Genomic DNA, 17,093 nt, shown 5'->3' with positions numbered 1-17,093 from the left:
CGGTTGTCGTCGGCCCACCCGCCGTTGACGCAACGGCGCTGTGCTCCGTGACCGGTCGTGCGGCGGCTCACCCGGAACGGATCAGGTCCAGCACGGTCAGCAGGGCGAAGAACGCGATCACGAGTTCGCTGACGATCCAGGCGTGCCTCTCCGCCCACCCCCGCATCCGGGCCAGCACGTGCGCCGCCTCCGCTCCGAGCAGCAGCAACGCCAGCAGCGGCAGGGCGAGCAGGAGCACCGTGAGCAGCACGAACGGCATCAGATGCCACCACGGCAGATCGTGTCTGGCCACGCTCGCACCCACCGCCGCCATGGTCAGGTCGTCGGTGGGCGTCACCACGAAGAGCAGCGCTCCCGTCCGCAGCGCCCAGCGGGGATCGGCGTGCCCGATGCTTCCCAGCCATTTCGGCGGGCCGGACCGGTTCCGCCGTACCCAGACCACGAGCGCCAGGCTGACCAGCAGGGCGAGCACCACCAGGTCGATGGCGGGACCGCGGTCGACCTTCCCGGCGATGGAACCGGCGTCGGCGGCCAGACCACCCGCCAGCCGGGCCAGCAGCCAACTCACCGTCACCCCTGCCGTGACCACCAGTCCGGCTCCGGCGAGGAAGCCCACGGACGCCGCCGGCGGCCGATCCGACGAGGCGAGGAAAACCGCCACGACCAGTTGGGTCCCGGCGACCATCACCACGGCCAGCGGCAGGACGGTCAGGAAGCTCATCGCCCCGCCATCCTCCGGCCCGACCGCGGTCCGGACGTCACCGAATCCGGGGGATCACCCGGCCGGGGATGGGTTCCCGCCCACCACCCGCCCGGCCAACAACGCGCCGAGCAACGCCAGACCAGCTGCCACCGCCAGGGTGACGGCGTAGCTGGCCGGGCCGGGCGTGCTCCCGGCGGCCAGGACCGCCCCGGTCAACGCGAGCACGGTCGCCGCGAAGAGCGAGTCGCCCAGTTGCAGGGACGAACTGTTGCGGCCCTGCTCACCCGGCGCGGACAGCTCCAGGGTGAGCACGGACAGGGACGGGTAGAGCAGCCCCATGCCGAGACCGGCGACCGCCCAGCCCAGCACGGCGACGGCCACCGGCAGCTCGGGTCGGACCGACAACGCCACCGTGGCGGTGCCGACGGTGATGCAGCTCAGCCCGACGCGGGGCAGGCTGGCCCGGGACGCCGGCACCGGAATCCTGCCCTGAATCCACGAGCCCGCGGACCAGGCCAGCGCGCCGACGGTGAGAACCAGCCCGGCAGCGGTCGGCGACAGGCCCCGTTCCCGGGAGAGCATCAACGGGATGACCACCTCGGCGCCGACGAACGCCGCCGAGGCCAGGCCGCGCAGCCCGATCACGGTGGGCAGGCCGCGGGCCGCCCGGAGGAACCCCGCCGGCAGCAGGCGTGGGGCGCACACCAGCAGACCGGTCACGGCCAGCGCGATCAGCGCCACAGCGGTCGCGCCGCGCTGCTGTCCCCCGATGTGCAGCAGTGCGGCGCTCACCGCCGCCCCGCACGCCCAACCGATCCGGGCCGCCGCACCAGCCGGCAACCGGGTCGCGCCGACTGGCCGAGCGACCGCAGGCCGGGGTGGATCAGCAGAACGGCCGGCACGGCCACCGCCGGCACCGCCAGGAAGACCCACCGCCAGCCCAGGTGCTCCACGATCAGGCCGGCCACCGCCGGCCCGACCAGCGACGGTACGACCCACGCCGCCGCGAACGCGGCGAAGATCCGCCGGTGCAGGTCCTGCGGGTACGCGTGCCCGACGATCACGTAGAGCGCCACCGCGAGGAGCCCGGAGCCGAAGCCCTGCACCACCCGGCCGACGACCAGCGCACCCATCACCGGAGCGGTCCCGGCGATCACGAGCCCCGCCACGAACCAGGCGACCCCGTGCCACATCGGCCCGCGCGGCCCCCGGGCGTCACACCAGATACCGGACACCACCATGGCCAGCACATTCGTGGCGAACGGGCCACCGAAGGCGATCCCGTACAACGCCAGCCCGTCCAGACTGCGGGCCACCGTCGGCATCGCCGTGCCGACCGCCAGCGCCTCGAACGCGAGCAGCGAGATCAACGCGACGCTGCCCACCGTCATCGCCCTCAGCCGTGGTGCGAACAGACCCGGCACGGCCGGTACGGCGGTGGCGGCTGTGGTCGGCATGGACCGAGCCTGCGACCTCAACCCGGATTCAAGTCAATCTCCGGTGACCCAGCTCTCGTCAGGCCTCCTGGAGCGCCTCCCCGACGCCCTTCACCAGTCCCGACAGATGCTGGTCGGCCAGAAGATGCCCGGCGGTGATCACCAGGGCGATCGGCCACTCGATGACCTGGAGTGCGGCGAGCACGCCGAGCCCCGCGTAGTAGGCGACCTTGTCCGGTGGGGGCATGGCCACCTCACCCAGCATCGGCAGGTCCATCCGCCGGCTGTACATCCTGACGTTCTCCCGCGGCCCGTTCAGATGTCGGGTGAGCGTGCTCATTCCGGCCTCCCCATGTCCGGTGATGGCTGCCGGATTCCACCGCCCGCCTCGTCCATGCGCCGACGACGCCGGAAACTTCCGCTGCGCGGAGGGCATAACGGATGGCAGGTCGGGAAGCCAGGCCGCCGGACGTGAGGCGGTGGGAGGGCGAGATGGCCGAGGTCAGCACCAGCATCAACAGGGAGCCGGGCCGGCGTCCGTCCAGCCGTACGCCTCGATGACGGCGGCGGGTCGCGCTGCCGGACGCATCCTGCCGTCCATCGGTGTGCCGCACCTGGTCGGTGAGGCGTCGCGGACCGTCGGGTCGGCGGCGACCCGGCTGGCCCGACAGGCCGGGCTGGCCCGCCGTCGGGTCTGGTCGCGACCCGGCCGGCACCACATCGAGGTGCACGGCGTCTGCCAGGACGGCGGCGACCGGCTGGCCCGGCAGGTGGAGGGCGCGCTGGAGAGGCTGCCCGGCGTGGCCTGGGCGCGGGTGAACGCGCCGTCCGGCCGGGTGGTCGTCGCCGTGCAGGCGCCCGAGCCGAAACTGCGCGACCTGATCGCCACGATCAGCCGGATCGAAAACACCTGTGACCACGAGCCGGACCCGGAGATCCCGCCACCGCATCCACCGGAGGAGGGGCCACGGACCCCGCGCACCCTCGGCGCGCTGGCCTCCGACGCGCTGGGCCTGACCCTCTCCGCCGCCATCCGGGTCCTGCCGTTCGCACCGGTACCCGGCGAGGTCGCCGGCCTGCTCTCGGCGGTCGACCTCCAACCGAAGCTGCACGCGTTCATCGGCAAACGGCTGCGCTCCGATCCCCGCGCCGACATCATCTTTCCGCTGGCCGAGGCGGTGGTGCAGGGCCTGACCGGCCGCTGGACCGGGATCGTTCTGGACGGCGCGCAGCGGATGGTGCAGTGGAGCGAGGCGCGGGCTCAACTTTCCGCGTGGGAGCAGGCCGAGCCACGGCTGACCGGCGACCCGGAACGCGCCACCGCCCGTTGGCCGGCGATCAACCGGCCCCGACCGAAGCCGGACGGTCCGGTCGAGCGGTACGTCAACCGCATGCTCGCTGCGGGCGTGGCCGCCGGCGCGGCGGCGGTGCCGTTCGCCGGCCCCAAGAGGGCCACCGCCCTGGGCCTGTCCGCGCTGCCCAAGGCACCCGGCAGCGGACGCGAGGGGTACGCCGCCCAGCTCGGCCGGATGCTCGCCCGACGCGGGGTGATCGCCATGGACCGCAGCGTGCTGCGCGAGTTGGACCGGATCGACACCCTGGTGTTGGACGCCGCGGTGCTCGGCTCGGACCGGGGCGTCCTGGCCGACCTCGCCCCTGCGACCGGAATGGACGTCGACCAGGTGGCGGAGCGGGCCTTCGCGCTGTTCGACCCGGCCGATCCGGCCGGGTCGAAGTCGGCGGACGGCTGGCGGCTCGGGCCCCCGGACCAACTGCCGACCGGCGAAATCCCCGACGACGAACGGCTACGCACGGCCGGCGGTCAGCTGCTCGGCCTGGCCCACGGCGACCGGCTCGCCGCGCTGCTGCGGGTCGAGCCGGAGCCCGCGCCGGGCGTCGACGGCCTCCCGTCGCCGCCCGCCAGGCCGGTCTGCGAGTGGTCGTGGCCGGCGGCGACGAGCAGCGGTACGGCTTCGCCGACGCGATGCTGCCCGGCGGCGGACAGCTGACCGAGTCGGTACGCGCGCTGCAACGCGACGGCGCGGTGGTGATGCTCGTGTCCGCGGACCGGAAGGCGCTCGGCGCGTCCGACTGCGGCCTCGGACTGGCCGACCCGGACGAGCTGCCACCGTGGGGCGCGCACCTGCTGGTCGGTGCGGACCTGCGGGTGGTGGCCCTGGTGATCGAGGCGGCCGGGGTGGCCCGGCGCACGGCTCGGCAGAACATCCGGCTGTCCATGGCCGGCACGGGTCTCGGAGCGTTGGGGGTGTTCACCGCCCCACCGACCCAACTGCCGCACCGGGCGCTCGCCGCGGTCAACAGCGCGGCCGGGCTGGCCTTCGCCAACGGGGTCTGGCGGGCCAGCCGGCTGCACGACCGGTCGGGCACTCCGGCGCCGGTGGCGACCGCCTGGCACCTGATGCCCGTCCGTACCGTGCTCGGCCATCTGGGCACCGGGCCGGACGGGTTGGACAGCGCGGAGGCGCAGCGTCGACACGACAGACGTGGTGCGAACGGCGGTGACACTCCGGCAGGCGGTGGTCTGCTGCGCGCCTTCCTGGACGAGTTGTCCAACCCGTTGACCCCGGTGCTGGCCGCCGGGGCGGTGCTTTCCGCGTCGTTCGGCTCGCTGGTCGACGCCGCTCTGGTGGGCAGCGTGGTCGGCGGATCCGCGTTGATCGGGGCGGTGCACGAACGCAACACGGAACGGTCGTTGGCGGAGTTGCTGTCCCGTTCGGCGGTGACCGCCCGGGTCCGCCGCGACGGGGCCGAACGGGTGGTCGCCGCCGAGGACCTGGTCCCGGGGGACGTCATCGTCCTGGAGTCGGGTGACTCGGTGCCCGCCGACTGTCGGGTGATCGAGTCGGTGGGGTTGGAGGCGGACGAGTCGTCGCTGACCGGAGAGTCACTGCCGGTCGCGAAAAACGACCGGGCGGTGGTCGCGGCCGCCATCGCCGACCGGCACTCGATGCTGTACGAGGGCACCACGGTCGCCGCCGGGCACGGAACGGCCGTGGTGGTGGCGACCGGCGCCGACACGGAGTCCGGGCGCAGCCTCGCGTTGGTCCGCCAGGCGCCACCGACCAGCGGCGTGGAGGCCCGGCTGGGGTCGTTGACCAGCGCCGCCATCCCGCTGGCTGCCGGCTCGGCGGTGGCGGTGGCCGGCGCGGGTCTACTCCGGGGCGTACCGCTGGCCGAGACGGCCGCGACCGCGTCGAACCTCGCCGTGGCGTCGGTGCCGGAGGGGCTGCCGTTCCTGGTCAGCGCGGCGCAGTTGGCGGCAGCACGGCGGCTGGCCGAGCACGGCGCGTTGGTCCGCAACCCGCGCACCATCGAGGCGCTGGGCCGGGTGGATGTGCTCTGCTTCGACAAGACCGGCACCCTCACCGAGGGCAAGCTGCTGCTCGCCGGGGTCGGTGACGGCGTCGGCGACCGGTACGACCCGCTGGACCGTCTGGACGACCGGCTGCGGATGACCCTGGCCGCCGCGCTGCGTGCCACTCCCGCCGCAGCCGATCCGGAGCAGTTGGCGTTGCAGACCGACCGTGCCGTTCGCCGGGGCGCCGCGACGGCCGGGGTGGTGGAGCGGACCGGTGCCGCGGGCTGGCGGGCTGCCGGCGGGCTGCCGTTCGAGCCGTCCCGTGGCTACCACGCGAGCGTCGGGGAGACGGAGGGTCATTTGCTGTTGAGCGTCAAGGGTGCCCCGGAGACGGTGCTGCCGCGCTGCGCGACGCGACGCACCGACGGCCGCCAGGAGCCTCTGGACGACGCTGGCCGCGCCGAGTTGCAGCGGATGCTGGCCGACCGGGCGGGGGCGGGACACCGGATCCTGGCCGTCGCCGAATGCCAGGTCGACGACCCGAAGGTGACCGACGGGGACGTCCAGAATCTGACCTTCGTGGGTTTCCTGGCCCTCGCGGACGGGGTCCGGGAAAGTGCCGCGCCGGCGGTACGGCGGATCCGGCAGGCCGGCGTGCACACCATCATGATCACCGGAGATCATCCAGCCACCGCCGAGGCGATCGCCTCCACCATCAGCGAGCACGACGAGCAGCGGGTGGTCACCGCCGGCGAGCTCGACCAACTGGACGACGAGGCGCTCGCCGAGCGGCTGGCCGGCACCGACGTGGTGGCCCGCTGCACCCCGGCGCACAAGGTGCGGATCATCCAGGCTCTGCAGAAGTGCGGGCGGACCGTGGCGATGACCGGCGACGGCGCCAACGACGCCCCGGCCATCCGGCTGGCCGACGTCGGCATCGCCCTCGGCCAGCGGGGCACCCCGGCGGCGCGCGCCGCCGCCGACCTGGTGGTCACCGACGACCGGTTGGAAACCATCATGCCACCCTGGTCGAGGGGCGGGCGATGTGGTCGTCCGTGCGGCACGCGCTCAGCATCCTGGTCGGCGGCAACCTCGGCGAGATCGCGTTCAGTGTGCTCACCGCCGCGGCGACCGGCCGCTCCGCGCTCACCGGGCGGCAGCTGCTGCTGGTCAACCTGCTCACCGACCTGGCGCCGGCGCTGGCCATCGCCGTCCGGCCGCCCGCGTCGGACCGCACCGACCGCCTGCTGCTGGAGGGCCCGGACGTGTCCCTGGGCGAAACCCTCAGTCGGGAGATCGGGTTGCGGGCGGCGGCGACCACGCTGGGCGCTACCGCAGGCTGGACGCTGGCCCGGTACACCGGCCGCCGGCGGCGCGCCGGAACCATCGCGCTGGTCTCCCTGGTCGGCACCCAGCTCGGCCAAACCATCCTGGCCGGCGGCACCAGCCCGGCCGTCCTGGTGTCCACGGCGACGTCGCTCGGCACACTGGTCGCGGTGGTGCAGACCCCCGGGTTGAGCCAGTTCTTCGGCTGCACACCACTCGGGCCGGTCGGTTGGACCATCGGTGCGGGGTCGGCGCTCGGCGCCACCTTCGCCAACGGCGCGCTCACCAAGCTGATGGAACACCTGCCGCAGGCACGACCCACCGCCGGGCAGCCCGGGAAGGCAGCGGCGAACGACGACGGACCGCACGGTTCCGAGAACTGACCCGCGTCACTCCGCTTGGCCGGCAGCAGCGGGGGTACCGCAGCGGGGAGGAGGTGAGCGCGATGGCGGAGCAACCACAGGTGACGTTCGTCGGCACCGCGACGACGGTGCTGAGACTGGGCGGGTTCACCCTGCTGACCGACCCGAACTTCCTGCATCGGGGCCAACGGGCGTACCTGGGTAAGGGTTTGTGGTCGCGCCGCCGCACGGACCCCGCGCTGCGGATCGCCCAACTCCCCGAGCTGGACGCGGTGGTCCTCTCCCATCTGCACGGTGACCACTTCGATCGGGTCGCCCGCCGGGAACTGGACCGCGCGCTGCCCATCGTCACCACCCCCGCGGCGGAGCGCAAGCTGCGCCGCTGGGGCTTCCGGGCCGCAGAGGGCCTGCCGACCTGGTCGTCCCGCGAGCTGCACCGCGACGGTACGACGGTGCGGCTGACCTCGATGCCCGGCAAGCACGGCCCGGGGGCCGTGGACCGGCTGTTGCCCGACGTGATGGGCACGATGATCGACGTGGAGCGCGCCGGTCAGCGCGAGTTCCGGCTGTACGTCACCGGGGACACGCTGAACGAGCCGCTGCTCACCGCCATTCCCGAGCGGTACCCGGACATCGACGCGATGCTGATCCACCTCGGCGGCACGAAGGTCGCCGGAATCCTGCTCACCATGGATGCCCAGCACGGCGCCGACCTGGTGGAGCTGGTGCGGCCGAAGCTGACCGTGCCGATCCACTACGACGACTACCCGGTGTTCCGATCCCCGCTGGCACACTTCGTCGACGAGGCCCGTCAGCGCGGCTGGGTGAAGCAGGTACGCACGATCGCCCGCGGCGAGACCCTCCCCCTCACCCCGCCCGCCTGACCGTCGCCCGCGGGTTTCGTCGACCCACCGCACCACGACCTGTCGGGCGGCCGGCGCGGGTCACCGGACATCGCGATCGCCGCCCGCCGGCGAACCGGTGGCGGCGATCAATGACAGGTGCGACGGTTAGCTGCGCTCGGAGATGGCCTCGATGAGGTCACCAACCGGACGCTCGGGCAGGGCGCGTGCCACGTCGGCCACAGCCACGATGCCCACCAACTCGTGACCGTCGATCACGGGCAGCCGGCGGACCTTGTGCTGGCCCATGGTGCGCAGGATCTCGGCCGCGTCGTCGTCCGCGCCGATGGTCACCACCTCGCCCTGAGCCAACTCACCCGCGGTCACCTTGGCCGGGTCACGACCCTCCGCCAGCACCTTCACCACGATGTCGCGGTCGGTCAGCATGCCCTTCAGCCGGTTGTCGTCACCGCAGATCGGGAGCGAACCGACCCCCAGCTCGGCCATCCGTCTGGCGGCGGACATCAGGTCGTCCTGCTCGCGGACACAGGTCACGTCGTTCGTCATGATCTCGCGTGCGGTCGGCATTGGTCTGAACCTCATTTCCGGGGGGTGTGGTGCCTTCCCTCTACCCCGGTCGATGCCGACCATGCCGCAAGTCCCGCCCTCACCCCTCTGCCGGGCGAAACGGGTCCCGGGCCGGTCCCTGCTCCGCCCAGCAGAGACCGCCGCGAAACTCCACCCCCGGGATGTCTTCGCCGAGTTGGCTGATGTCCACCACACCCGCCAGAGAGGTCGCGAGATCCCCCCGCAGCTCCTCGACCGCCGTTTCGAGGTCGTCCTCCTCCGTGGACCAGTCGATGTCGGCCGCCCGGAGGTCGCCAACCGCGAGATCGATGACCGCCGCGGGATCGGTGACGAGCACCTCCACCCGGCAGTACAGCTGCATGGTGACCGGCGTCCGAATCTCATCCATCCGGAGATCATGTCCGGACCGCGCTCGGCACGCTAGACATCAGTTGGCGCGGACCGGGTGCATCGGCGACGGATCGCACGCCACGCAGGTCGACACGGTGGCCCGGTGGTACCCGTACGTGGCGACCGCCAGGCAGCAGCCCCAGGCGAGGAAGACCAGCACGGTGCCGGCCGCCACCCAACCGTCCGCCAGCTTCGACCAACTGGTGGTTCCCTCGGCGAGTCCCGACCCGATCACCCAGATCCCGATCAGGCCGTACGCGACCAGCGCCAACGCGATCACGGTGGCGGGGACGAGCGCCAGCGCCCGGGGCACACGGCGGGCGCTCAGGATCGGCAGCCAGCGCGGAAAGACCTGGCCCCAGCGCTGCGCCAGCCCAAGGGTGAGCACGCCACCGGCCAGTGGCGCCAGGGTTATCGACAGTCCGATGGTCCAGCTCAGGTCGTCCCTGACCGCGCGGATCATCTCCGCCGAAATGCCGAACGGCACGCCCATCAGCCACAGCGCGTGTGGCACCGAGAAGCCGAGGACCGGCACGAGGAATCCCGCGTACGCCCACCGGCGAGCCCAGATCGGCACCGCTCGCGGACCTTCAAAAGAGGGGTGCGAGCACCGGGCGGGCACCGTCGCGGCCGCCCCGAATATCAGTCCGCCGGTCAGCAGCAGGAGGCGTGCCGCGACGTCGCGCCAGTCGAGCGGGCGGCCGGCCAGCCCCGCAGGCACCTGGAACAGCAGATGCGCGGGGAACGCCAGGACCACCAGCGGGACGGCTGCCGCAGCAGCGGCGACCGACGCCGGGCGACCGCTCCGTCGTACGGCGAACACCGCCGTGGCGATGAGGAGCCCACTGAGCAGCACGGCGCCCCACCCCTGGAGAAACGGAAGGTGAGGCACCTGGGCCGCGCCGCACCCGTCGGCGGCCTCGGCCGCGGTGGGTGAGTCGGTACGGTCGCACGCCGTCCAGCCCCAGCGACCACCGGCCGCCCAGTAGAGCCGCAGCAGGCCGTAGCCCACCGAGAAGATGAGGGCCGCTCGGCGCCAGGCGAGTATCCGCGTCGTCGTCATCACCCGACGATCCGCCCGCCGTCCCGCCGGGGGATCCCCGTGGCGAGGGAGCTGGCCTCCCGCACGGAGATGAGCTTCGTCGGCATCGTGCGGCTGACCTGTGAGGGGTCTGGACGAGCGGGCTCAAGCGTGTCGCCTGCCGTCGACCCCGGACGGTGTCCGTCGACGGGCTCGGCTGTACGAATGGCTGTACTGACCGCTCTACTCGGCCGGCTCCATGACCTTGAACGGCTCTCGGAGCATGCCGGGCAGGTCGCCCAGGGCAGGGAAAGTCGGCCCGCCCCAGCCCGGGTCGGTGTCGTTGTGCTCCGTGGTCCGGAAGACGGTCATACCGACCGCTGCCGCCCCGGCCAGCTCACCGTCTGCGCCGTCGCCAACAAAGACGCACTCCGCCGGCCTGACACCCAGGCGCTCGGCAGCAAGGTGATAGATCGCCGGGTCGGGTTTGGCCAGCCCGACATCGCAGGAGAAGACCGCGACATCGAACCGGTGGGCGAGCGGACTCTGCGGCCATGCCTCGGCAGTGTCCGAGGTGGCGTTGCTGATGAGGGCCAGCGGATGCCCGTCGCCGCGTAGCGCGTCGAGCACGTCCAAGGTGGCGGTGGAGACGCTGTCCAGCACCCGGCGTCCGAGGGCTCGCCGATGCTCACCGGCCCGTGTCACCTGTTCGTTGGTTGGTGTGCCGCCGAGGCGTCCAGCGAGGATGCGGATGGTCTCCTCCACGTCCCACTGGACCAGTCGGTCCCGCCAGGTGGCGTGGTACGCGGCGACCAGCTCGGCCGGAGTTAACCCGACCATGACCGCCATCTCGCCGACTACCCGGTCACGCTCCTCGTCGGCCCCGTGAATCAAGGTATGGAAGAGATCGAAGATCACTGGCCGAGACATCTCAGCATCCTACTGAGATCATCACCGCTGTCATGGCGGCAGATCCGGACGCGTAGGCGTCCCCTTCGGCTGGGGCGAGCTTGTCCTATCCCCGTGCTCTAATCCCGCCATGCATGTCGTTGTCACAGGCGCACTCGTTGAAAATGGCGCGGTTCTGCTAGTACACCGCAGGCCGACCAAACGGGCATACCCAGATGTTTGGGATCTGCCCGGGGGGCAGGTCGAAGCGGGTGAGTCGGAACTACAGGCCCTCGCGCGTGAGATGCACGAGGAGCTCGGTGTTCACATCGTGGCGGAGTCCGCTTCACGGTTGGGCGTCTTGCATGCCGGCAGTGGTGAGGACGCTCTTCACGTGGGCGTCTGGCAAGTTGGAGACTGGGTTGGCTCTCCGACCAACCGTGCACCTGACGAGCATGACGACATCGCCTGGGTCGGGATCAGCGAGCTGGGCAGCCTTCCCCTCGCGCATGGCGTCTTGGCGGCGATGGTTCGTTCGCTGCCGGAATTTGAGTGCGCCCGCAGGCACTCAGATGTCACCGACTCCAACCAGGACGACCGAGGAACCAAGGCCGGCTGTCGTGCATGTGCTGGGACGGATTCGTCAAGCAGGTGATGCGATTCGACACATCGGCTCAGTGAGCTGGGTGCAGCGGCCAGCGGCGTTCGTCGTGGCTGGGCCCAGGACCCGGCGATGAACATCATGGAACTGCCGGGCGACTCCACGATCGGGATGACGGCCGACACCTACGGCCACGTTCCGCCGGCGCGTGCTCGTCGGGCTGCTTCGGCCATCGATCGCGTACGGGAAAAGGAGGCAACGGCGTGACCACCTGGCTGTACTCGACAGCGAGATCAACCAAGGAAAGTGCTGGTGGAGCCCAGGGGACTCGAACCCCTAACCCCTGCCTTGCAAAGGCAGTGCTCTGCCAGTTGAGCTAGGGCCCCGTGGGCGGCGCCGCCGATCGTTCGCCGCCGGGCCGGACGTCAGCGCAGGTCGGGCGCGGTGGTCGCCTCGTGCCACAGGGCACGCTCGTCGTTCGAGGCCTTGACCTTGTTGTAGACGACGGCGGCCACGCCGACGACGCCGGCAAGAATCAGCAGCTTCTTGAACATGGGGCGACCCCTTGCGCTCGACTACCGTCGGACGTTATGCGGTGGGGCTAGATGGAATCGAACCATCGACCTCAGAGTTATCAGCTCTGCGCTCTAACCGACTGAGCTATAGCCCCGCGTTGCGACGAGCAAGATTAACCCATCTGCCGAGCCGGCCCCAAATCGGGGTCCGTGCTTGCGAGCCGGGCCGTCGCCGCCTGCAAAAACCTACCCGAGTACGGGACGCCGGAGCGACCGCTTTCCGCGGTGCCCCGGCGTCCCGATCACTCAGTCCCGCTCGGCGAGGGTCAGCTCGATCCCGCCGACCAGGTCGGCGCAGACGTTGTAGACGAACGCTCCCAGCGTGGCCAGCGCGGTGAACAGCACCACGTTGACCAGGCCGATCAGCGCCGAGCTGAGGATGACGCCCTTGGCGGTGATCTGGAAGCCGTTGGTGCTCTGCCCACCGCCGGCGTTGACCAGGTCGCTCAGGCTGTCGTTGACGCTCTGGAACACGCCCATCGCGTCCAACGCCAGGTAGAGCACCGACGTGGCGACCACCACGACGATGAACAGCACCACCGACACGGCGAACGCGAACTTCATCACGGACCAGGGGTCGATCCGCTTGAGGTTCAGCCGGGCCCGGCGCGGCCCGCGGGACGCGGCCGAGCTGACCGAGGTACGCGCAGCGCGTACCGCGTCGCCGACCCGGGCCGCCCCGACGGCCGACGGGTTACCGATGCCCGGCGGCAGCCCACCGCCGCTGGCTGGCCGGCCGGTACCGCCGCCCCGCCCCGCGTCCGGCTGGGTCATGCCGGGCGTGATCCGGGGCTGGGTGCCGGTGGTCCCGGCGGACGTCGCCTGACCGGGCCGGGCACTGATCGGTTGTGTGGTCGTCGGGCGGGCCGGCGTCGCCGCCGTTGCCGGGGGCGTGACCGCGGACGTCGGGGCCTCGGCACCAGCCGTCTCGGTGTTGTCGCCCGGCCCGCTGTCCTCGCCGGGCTCCGGTGGGGGTGTCATACCGGGAGCCCGGGTGAATTTCGGGGCAGGCGCGTCGGCGGGGACCGTTGCCCGGCCCACGGCCGCGCGGCCGGTCGCTGGTGTGCCGCCCTTGGCGGCCTCCTCGTCGACCGGGTTGGCCGAGGTCCCCGTGTTCCCCGACTTCGCCTGTGTCTCCGTCATTCAACTAGTCCTGTTCGTCAGGCTCGTCGGCATTGCGAGCAATCGCCACGATAGTCACGCCGTCCGGGAGGTCCATCAGCTTGACCCCCATTGTGTTCCGGTCACGCGTACGGCGTACAGGCTTCACCGGAGTCCGGATGACACCACCGTTGCTGGTGATCGCGAAGAGTTCGTCGTCCGGGTCGATCACCACCGCGCCAACCAGACCACCGCGCCGTTCGGTGATCTTCGCAGTCAACACGCCCTTACCTCCCCGGCCCTGCACCGGGTATTCCTCGATCGGGGTACGTTTCGCGTATCCCCCGTTCGTCGCCACCAGAACGTCCAGGCCCTCCCGAACGACCTCCATGGCGAGCAGGACGTCGTCGTCCGTGAAGCGCATGCCGATCACGCCCGAGGTGGCACGGCCCATCGGCCGCAGCGCCTCGTCGGAGGCGTTGAACCGGATCGCCTGCGCCTTCTTGGAGACCAGCAGCAGGTCGTTCTCCGGCGCCACCAGAGCAGCACCGACCAGCTCGTCCTCATCGCGCAGGTTGATCGCGATGATGCCGCCGGAACGGTTGGAGTCGAACTCCTCGAGCCGCGTCTTCTTCACCAGGCCGTTCTTCGTGGCCAGTACCAGATAGGGGGCTACCTGGTAGTTCGGGATTTCGATGATCTGCGCGATCTGCTCGTCGGGTAGGAAGGCGAGCAGATTGGCCACGTGTTGGCCCTTGGCTACCCTACTGGCCTCCGGCAGCTCGTACGCCTTGGCCCGGTACACGCGCCCCTTGTTCGTGAAGAACAGGATCCAGTCGTGCGTCGAGCAGACGAAGAAGTGGCTGACGATGTCGTCCTGCCGCAGCGTGGCGCCGCTGACGCCCTTACCGCCGCGACGCTGCGAGCGGTAGAGATCGACCTTGGTCCGCTTGGCGTACCCGGTCCGGGTGATCGTGACGACCACGTCCTCGCGGGCGATGAGGTCCTCCATCGAGACCTCGCCGTCGAACGGGATGATCTGCGTACGCCGCTCGTCGCCCCACTTGGCGACGATCTCGCCCAGCTCCTCCGAGACGATCCTCCGCTGCCGCTCCGGCTTGGCGAGGATGTCCTTGAGGTCGGCGATCTCGATTTCGAGCTTGGTCAGGTCGTCGACGATCCGCTGCCGCTCCAGGGCGGCGAGGCGGCGCAGCTGCATGTCCAGGATCGCGGTCGCCTGGATCTCGTCGATCTCCAGCAGCCGGATCAGGCCCTGCCGGGCGTCGTCCACGGTCGGCGACCGCCGGATCAGGGCGATCACCTCGTCCAGCGCGTCCAGCGCCTTGGCCAGACCGCGCAGGATGTGCGCCCGTTCCTCGGCCTTGCGCAGCCGGAACGCGGTCCGCCGGCGGATCACGTCGATCTGGTGCTCGACGTAGTAGCGGATGAACTGGGCCAGGTTGAGCGTGCGTGGCACCCCGTCGACGAGGGCCAGCATGTTGGCGCCGAAGGTCTCCTGGAGCTGGGTGTGCTTGTAGAGGTTGTTCAGCACCACCTTGGCGACCGCGTCGCGCTTGAGTACGAGCACGATCCGCATGCCGGTACGACCGGAGGACTCGTCGCGGATGTCGGCGATCCCGGCGAGCTTGCCCTCCTTGATCAGCTCGGCGATCCGCTCGGCCAGGTTGTCCGGGTTGACCTGGTACGGCAACTCGCTGACGACCAGGCAGGGCCGGCCCCGCTTGTCCTCCTCGACCTCCACCACGGCCCGCATCCGGATCGAGCCGCGACCGGTGCGGTACGCGTCCTGGATGGCGGTCGTGCCGACGATCAGGCCGTGGGTCGGGAAGTCCGGTCCCTTGACGATGCCGAGCAGGGCTTCGAGGGTGGTCTCCTCGTCCTCCTCCGGGTGCTCCAGGCACCACTGCACCGCCGCGCCGATCTCGCGCAGGTTGTGCGGCGGAATCTTGGTGGCCATGCCGACCGCGATGCCCTCGGAGCCGTTCACCAGCAGGTTGGGGATCCGGGACGGCAGGATGGTGGGCTCCTTGGCCCGGCCGTCGTAGTTGTCCTGCAGGTCGACGGTGTCCTCGTCGATGTCCCGCAGCATCTCCATGGCGAGCGGGTCGAGCTTGCACTCGGTGTTGTGGCTGACGAAACCGTCAGAGACGAACGAGTGGTCGTCGGTGTCGACCCGGACGCTGTAGACCGGCTGCACACCAGCGTCGGTGATCTGCGCCACCTCGGCGTAGTAGAAGCGCCCGTCGACCAACGGCTCGACCACGTCGAGCACCTCGGTGTTGGTGATCCGGGCCGCGATCTCGTCGCGGTCCCGTTCCCACCGCTCGACGCGGTCCACGTTGTGCCGACGCAGCCAGTCGCGCTCCGTCCAGCGCTGCGCGCCGTGCTCACGGATGAAGTTGCCGACCAGCGGCACGTGGTCACTGGAGAGCGCGGTGCTGCTCGCCGGCACCTGGGCCAGCTCGGCCTCCAGCTTGGCCTGCTTGCGGCCGAGGAAACCGACGTGCGCGGCGAAGATCCGGGCGTCGCGGCGGTTGGTCACCACCACCTTGATCTCGCCGTCGTCGTACCGGGTCTGCCGGCTGATCACGCCGAACTCCAGCAGCAACTGCTGTACCTCGGCCGCCAGGCGCTCGCTACGCGTCGAGTACGAGATCTGCATGGTGTTGCGCGGCAGCAGCGACGACGAACCGTCGCCCTCGAACAGCGCCTGGAGGAACGCCCGCTTCACCGCGGCCGGACCCTGCCAGACGAACTCGGGAACGAACTTCGCGGCGCTGCGCGCCCCCACCAGGTCGCCGAGGAGGCTCGTACGCAGGGCGGTGAGGTCCTGGACGTCGAGTTCGTGCAGGTTGCTTCCGGAGGCGATCACTCGCTCACTGACGTAGCGCGGACCACCCACGGCCAGGTCGTAGGCGGCGAGGACGCGGACGAAGAACTCGCGGTCGATGTTGTTGAATCCGGCACGACCCGGGGAGACCCACCCCTCGCTGACGAAGGCGCCTGCGAGGACGGCGGCCTCGACGTGCTCCAGCATCGGGTAGCCGATCTCGTCCGGCACGCTGCGCTGGAGTACCACCCGGTCGCCGGGGGAGATCTCGGCGAGCAGCTTCCACAGCAGGGTCGGCACGCCGGCGACGTCCACCAGGCAGAGCACCGGGTGGTTGTGGGTGCCGGTCAGCTCGTACCCCTCGCGGGTGCGCAGCCGCAGCGTGGGGTGCTCGCCAGAATGGAAGAACTTCGAGGCGCGGACCAGGTCGCCGTTGCGGTCGCGGACCTTCAGGTCGATGTCGGTCTCGCTGGACGGCGCGGCGTCGGCCACCACGTCCGCGATCCGCACGCTGCCCTCAGCGGCACGAATCCGGACATTGCCGGTCAGACAGTAACGCATGGCGGCGGCCGGATCGTTACCGGGCGAGCCGAAGTTGCCGTTGCCGTCCACCAGCGGGTAGCGCAGCGACCAGGGCTGCGCCATCCGGACCAGAGCGTCGTAGATCGCCGAGTCGCCGTGCGGGTGGAACTGACCCATCACGTCGCCGACGACCCGGGAGCACTTCACGTAGCCGCGGTCCGGCCGGTAGCCGGAGTCGAACATCGCGTAGAGGATCTTGCGGTGGACCGGCTTGAGGCCGTCCCGGACGTCCGGCAGCGCGCGACCGACGATGACGCTCATCGCGTAGTCGAGGTAGGAGCGCTGCATCTCCACCTCGAGCCCGACCGGTTCGATCCGGTCGTGCGCGACCACCGCGGCGATGGCCTCGGCGGGGACCTCGGGCTCGTTCGGTGTGGACTCGGGGGAATCGGTCACTGTATACCCTTATCAGACTCAGAGTCGTTTTCGTGCTGTGGATAACGGCTGTGGATACCGGCCAAGCTGTGGATAACTCTGTGGACCAGCGGATCGGCCGGGGGCTACCCGG

At 70.9% G+C, this 17,093-nt stretch carries 13 protein-coding genes, 2 tRNA genes and 1 pseudogene; 3 read left to right on the top strand and 13 right to left on the bottom strand.

What is annotated here, in order from left to right; genetic code table 11:
* Positions 1–67 precede the first annotated feature (67 nt).
* Genes JNW91_RS03350 through JNW91_RS03340 form a run of 4 tightly spaced genes read right to left on the bottom strand, consistent with a single transcriptional unit; the run spans position 68 to position 2,479 of the window.
* The gene (locus JNW91_RS03350) at positions 68–721 is read right to left on the bottom strand and encodes a GAP family protein (RefSeq protein ID WP_203173472.1); all 654 of its coding nucleotides are present in this window, start codon (positions 719–721) and stop codon (positions 68–70) included.
* A 54-nt stretch (positions 722–775) separates the two neighbouring features.
* Positions 776–1,495, bottom strand: a complete 720-nt coding sequence (locus JNW91_RS31765; protein WP_238424278.1) for an MFS transporter — start codon at positions 1,493–1,495, stop codon at positions 776–778.
* Positions 1,492–2,160: an MFS transporter gene (locus tag JNW91_RS31760; protein ID WP_238424277.1), complete on the bottom strand. Its 669-nt coding sequence runs from the start codon at positions 2,158–2,160 to the stop codon at positions 1,492–1,494. Before JNW91_RS31760 ends, JNW91_RS31765 begins: the two co-directional genes overlap by 4 nt.
* Before the next feature lie 58 nt (positions 2,161–2,218).
* Entirely contained in the window at positions 2,219–2,479 is a 261-nt protein-coding gene (locus JNW91_RS03340; protein ID WP_203173471.1) for a hypothetical protein, read from the bottom strand.
* 217 nt (positions 2,480–2,696) lie between these two features.
* Here JNW91_RS03340 and JNW91_RS03335 point away from each other — a divergent pair.
* Both JNW91_RS03335 and JNW91_RS03330 read left to right on the top strand, forming a co-directional pair.
* A pseudogene (locus JNW91_RS03335) lies at positions 2,697–7,167 on the top strand (HAD-IC family P-type ATPase).
* 62 nt (positions 7,168–7,229) lie between these two features.
* Positions 7,230–8,030: an MBL fold metallo-hydrolase gene (locus JNW91_RS03330; RefSeq protein ID WP_203173470.1), complete on the top strand. Its 801-nt coding sequence runs from the start codon at positions 7,230–7,232 to the stop codon at positions 8,028–8,030.
* Positions 8,031–8,156: 126 nt separating this feature from the next.
* Here the strand turns inward: JNW91_RS03330 and JNW91_RS03325 are convergent, their stop codons facing one another.
* The 4 genes from JNW91_RS03325 to JNW91_RS03310 form a co-directional block, all read right to left on the bottom strand.
* Entirely contained in the window at positions 8,157–8,576 is a 420-nt protein-coding gene (locus JNW91_RS03325) for a CBS domain-containing protein (protein WP_203173469.1), read from the bottom strand.
* 79 nt (positions 8,577–8,655) lie between these two features.
* A complete protein-coding gene (locus JNW91_RS03320) occupies positions 8,656–8,937 on the bottom strand; it encodes a hypothetical protein (protein ID WP_203173468.1) in 282 nt (93 codons plus the stop codon).
* A gap of 66 nt (positions 8,938–9,003) precedes the next feature.
* Positions 9,004–10,029 carry a hypothetical protein gene (locus JNW91_RS03315; RefSeq protein WP_203173467.1) on the bottom strand — a complete coding sequence of 342 codons (1,026 nt, stop codon included), beginning with the start codon at positions 10,027–10,029 and terminating at the stop codon, positions 9,004–9,006.
* 201 nt (positions 10,030–10,230) lie between these two features.
* A complete protein-coding gene (locus JNW91_RS03310; protein ID WP_203173466.1) occupies positions 10,231–10,917 on the bottom strand; it encodes an HAD family hydrolase in 687 nt (228 codons plus the stop codon).
* 109 nt (positions 10,918–11,026) lie between these two features.
* Between JNW91_RS03310 and JNW91_RS03305 the strand changes: the two genes are divergently transcribed.
* Entirely contained in the window at positions 11,027–11,530 is a 504-nt protein-coding gene (locus tag JNW91_RS03305) for an NUDIX domain-containing protein (protein WP_203173465.1), read from the top strand.
* A gap of 256 nt (positions 11,531–11,786) precedes the next feature.
* On the opposite strand, the gene JNW91_RS03300 is transcribed toward JNW91_RS03305, so the two are convergent.
* From JNW91_RS03300 to gyrA, 5 genes are all read right to left on the bottom strand, one after another.
* Positions 11,787–11,862, bottom strand: a tRNA-Ala gene (locus JNW91_RS03300).
* Positions 11,863–11,901: 39 nt separating this feature from the next.
* On the bottom strand, positions 11,902–12,030 hold the full coding sequence (locus JNW91_RS31755) for a DLW-39 family protein (protein WP_225854086.1): 129 nt from the start codon (positions 12,028–12,030) through the stop codon (positions 11,902–11,904).
* A 42-nt stretch (positions 12,031–12,072) separates the two neighbouring features.
* Positions 12,073–12,146: transfer RNA gene (locus JNW91_RS03295), tRNA-Ile, on the bottom strand.
* A 151-nt stretch (positions 12,147–12,297) separates the two neighbouring features.
* Positions 12,298–13,194: a DUF3566 domain-containing protein gene (locus JNW91_RS03290; RefSeq protein WP_203173464.1), complete on the bottom strand. Its 897-nt coding sequence runs from the start codon at positions 13,192–13,194 to the stop codon at positions 12,298–12,300.
* A 4-nt stretch (positions 13,195–13,198) separates the two neighbouring features.
* Entirely contained in the window at positions 13,199–16,981 is a 3,783-nt protein-coding gene (gene gyrA / locus JNW91_RS03285) for an intein-containing DNA gyrase subunit A (RefSeq protein ID WP_203173463.1), read from the bottom strand.
* Positions 16,982–17,093: the final 112 nt, after the last annotated feature.

Origin of the sequence: Micromonospora parastrephiae, assembly GCF_016802865.1 — a bacterium.
In the GTDB taxonomy this organism is placed as follows: Bacteria; Actinomycetota; Actinomycetes; order Mycobacteriales; family Micromonosporaceae; genus Micromonospora; species Micromonospora parastrephiae.
This window is presented reverse-complemented; position numbering and strand designations above follow the sequence as displayed.

Bases quoted from the DNA above. Each gene is read 5' to 3' on its own strand.
- JNW91_RS03350 (WP_203173472.1), bottom strand. From the start codon at position 721: ATGAGCTTCCTGACCGTCCTGCCGCTGGCCGTGGTGATGGTCGCCGGG.
- JNW91_RS31760 (WP_238424277.1), bottom strand. From the start codon at position 2,160: ATGCCGACCACAGCCGCCACCGCCGTACCGGCCGTGCCGGGTCTGTTC.
- JNW91_RS03340 (WP_203173471.1), bottom strand. From the start codon at position 2,479: ATGAGCACGCTCACCCGACATCTGAACGGGCCGCGGGAGAACGTCAGG.
- JNW91_RS03330 (WP_203173470.1), top strand. From the start codon at position 7,230: ATGGCGGAGCAACCACAGGTGACGTTCGTCGGCACCGCGACGACGGTG.
- JNW91_RS03325 (WP_203173469.1), bottom strand. From the start codon at position 8,576: ATGCCGACCGCACGCGAGATCATGACGAACGACGTGACCTGTGTCCGC.
- JNW91_RS03320 (WP_203173468.1), bottom strand. From the start codon at position 8,937: ATGCAGCTGTACTGCCGGGTGGAGGTGCTCGTCACCGATCCCGCGGCG.
- JNW91_RS03315 (WP_203173467.1), bottom strand. From the start codon at position 10,029: ATGACGACGACGCGGATACTCGCCTGGCGCCGAGCGGCCCTCATCTTC.
- JNW91_RS03310 (WP_203173466.1), bottom strand. From the start codon at position 10,917: ATGTCTCGGCCAGTGATCTTCGATCTCTTCCATACCTTGATTCACGGG.
- JNW91_RS03305 (WP_203173465.1), top strand. From the start codon at position 11,027: ATGCATGTCGTTGTCACAGGCGCACTCGTTGAAAATGGCGCGGTTCTG.
- JNW91_RS31755 (WP_225854086.1), bottom strand. From the start codon at position 12,030: ATGTTCAAGAAGCTGCTGATTCTTGCCGGCGTCGTCGGCGTGGCCGCC.
- JNW91_RS03290 (WP_203173464.1), bottom strand. From the start codon at position 13,194: ATGACGGAGACACAGGCGAAGTCGGGGAACACGGGGACCTCGGCCAAC.